At 66.5% G+C, this 2,625-nt stretch carries 2 protein-coding genes and 1 pseudogene; 1 reads left to right on the top strand and 2 read right to left on the bottom strand.

Annotation, left to right across the window (positions count from 1 at the left end):
* Positions 1-778 (top strand): HAD-IB family hydrolase (locus tag AC2VON_RS09245; RefSeq protein ID WP_486952681.1); only part of this gene is annotated, 778 nt, incomplete at its 5' end.
* 458 nt (positions 779-1,236) lie between these two features.
* On the opposite strand, the gene AC2VON_RS09240 is transcribed toward AC2VON_RS09245, so the two are convergent.
* Together AC2VON_RS09240 and AC2VON_RS09235 are read right to left on the bottom strand one after the other, a co-directional pair.
* Complete coding sequence (locus AC2VON_RS09240) at positions 1,237-2,001, bottom strand: Fic family protein (protein ID WP_486952680.1); 765 nt, start codon at positions 1,999-2,001, stop codon at positions 1,237-1,239.
* Positions 2,002-2,067: 66 nt separating this feature from the next.
* Positions 2,068-2,625 (bottom strand): annotated as a pseudogene (locus AC2VON_RS09235) (histidine phosphatase family protein); the annotation flags it as partial.

The raw sequence follows: 2,625 nt of genomic DNA, 5'->3' as shown, positions 1-2,625 counted from the left end.
CGACCTCGACAAGACGGTGATCGCCAAATCCAGCACGCTGGCGTTCAGCAAACCCTTCTTCGACCATGGGCTGATCAACCGCCGAACCGTCCTCAAGTCGAGCTACGCCCAGTTCCTCTTCCTGGTGTCCGGCGCCGATCACGACCAGGTGGACCGGATGCGTGCGCACCTGACAGACATGTGCACCGGCTGGGATGTCGCGCAGGTCAAGGCGATCGTCGGTGAGACGCTGCATGACATCGTTACTCCGCTGGTGTTCGCCGAGGCCGCGGAGCTGATCGCCGACCACAAGCTGTGCGGCCGCGACGTCGTGGTGGTGTCGGCCTCCGGCGAGGAGATCGTGGCACCGATCGCTCGTGCACTGGGCGCCACCCATGCGATGGCGACCCGGATGGTGCTCGCGGACGGCAGGTACACCGGCGACGTTGCCTTCTACTGCTTCGGCGAGGCCAAGGCTCAGGCGGTCCGCGAACTGGCGGCCAAGGAGGGGTATCCACTCGAGCACTGCTACGCCTATTCCGACTCGGTCACCGACCTGCCCATGCTGCAAGCGGTCGGCCACCCGACTGCGGTCAACCCCGACCGCGCTTTACGCAAGGAGGCAACCGCGCACGGCTGGCCGGTGCTGACGTTCTCCCGACCGGTTTCCCTGCGGGACCGGATCAGCACACCCTCGGGCGCCGTCGTGGCCACACTGGCCGCCACAGCGGCGCTGGGTGCCGGCGCGGTAGCCGCTGGGGCGCTTACCTACTCATTCCTGCGGCGGTTGGCGTTCTGACGCTCCGGCACCCTATCCCGTCGATGATCGGGTACGGCCGCGCAACGCGTCACAACTCGTAACAAGTCGTAACGAATTGGGCCTTGCTGTGGCATGGACCACGTAGTACAAAGGAACCACGGAAGCCAGGTGAGGCCAAGGTCGATCCGGAAGAGAAGGTTCGATCTCCCGAGCCGGACTTCCTAGCGCGAATGTCGGTACCCACGCTTAGCCACAGCCGCGAAGATGGCAGAAGTGTTGCGGGCTTGCGTCATTGCAGAGAGCGAACGGTTTCTCCGACCCTTTGGGTGGGGTCGCAACCGAGGCGCACTGCAAGATCGCCGAGGCCACCCACGCAGCCCGTGTCGCACGCATGGTAGCCGTACTTCGTGCTAGCGGGCGGCGAACCGGAGATAGCGGAGCGCCGCCCGCTTTATACTGCCGACAACCTTGGACAACCCCGCAACAGCGCGCGAGCGTCAGCGCGAAGTGTCTTTAACTCCCGTCGCAGCAATCGAGTCGGCAATTTTCACGGCCTCCCGTGCGCCCGCCTGCAGCGCACGGCAACACAGCAGCAGCCATGCGGTTAGGCCGTCGGGCGTACCGGTGGCGAAGCCGCCCGCGGCGTCCCGATACCCACCGGCGCTGCGCATCCAGATCATCTCCGGCACGCCCAGTCCGTGCGGGTCGAGTCCACTGGCGATCGTCACCAGCCGCGATACCGCACGGGCGACCACTCCGTCGGCACTGCCGAACGGCGCCAGTGTCAATAGCTCGCCGTGCGCCACCGCGGCGAACACCGGTGCCGGTACCCGCGTCCCGCCGGTGGCCAGTTCGGCCAGCATTTCCAGGCGAGGCCCGACAGCCGCACTCGCCTGCGGACGCCCCAGGTGGTCCTCGTCGACCTGATCCGCGGCCGCCAGCATGTGCAGCCGAGCCAGCGCCTGCAGCGGGGCCCGCTGCCATACACCGACCAGGGCGGTCTCGCCGCCTTCCATGGCTTGGGCCACCCGGAGCGCTCCGGCGAACACTGGGTCGTCGGCGGCGGAGTCGTCCACCTGAGTGGGACCGCCGTCGAGCACCGACGACGCCCGCGCCGCCCGCAGTGACGTTTCAGCGGCGGTCACCCGCCAGCCGCGTAGGTTGGCCCGATGCCGGTGTGCCCGGCCCAGTTCCGTACGCGCCTGTTCGCTGGCGTCGGCCACCCCGGGCAACTCCAGTAGGCGGGCCAGCGGGTCCGTCACGCCGAGTCACGATACCGGCCTGCGCCGGTAATCTATCGCCACAGCGCCGCAGATGCGCGCCGCGGCTCAGATCAACGACGCTAGGACATCGCTGAGTGTCGGGGCCGTCTCGCCCGCCGCCTGTCCGCCGGCGTCGGCGACGAGATTCCGCAGAGCGTCGACGATGTCGTTGAACACCGATTCGGGAAACTGAACCATCGCCGCGCCGACGTTGTGCAGGCCGGTTGCAAGCGCGCTCTCGATCGTCGCCGGATCGCCGGTGAGGGCCGCCTCGTGAATGTTCCACGCGGCCGTTTGCGGCGCCATGACCAGGCTACGCAAGGCGATGAGCAGCTCCGTCGGCAGACCCGGTTCTTGTGGAATGGGCGTCCCGTTCCAGCTCACCAGCGTCCAGCCGTCGGTGGGATTGCCCTCGATTTCAATAATGCCGGTGTTGGGCAGGAGAGGATATCCATCGTTGTTGTCGATTATCGTTTTAATGGTCAGGGGTAACAGGAATCCGATGTCGGGATTTTTGACGTTCAGCGTCACCCAGGCAGCCACCGATGCCTCGTTATTGAATGCCACATCAGTGATCTCGCCGTTGGCGCTGACGACCCGGTCATCCGGGGCCGTCGCGTAGTT

The organism is Mycobacterium sp. TH-M82 (genome assembly GCF_057473605.1).
Note: the sequence above shows the minus strand (reverse complement) of the source record. Positions and strands in the feature narration are given on the sequence as shown.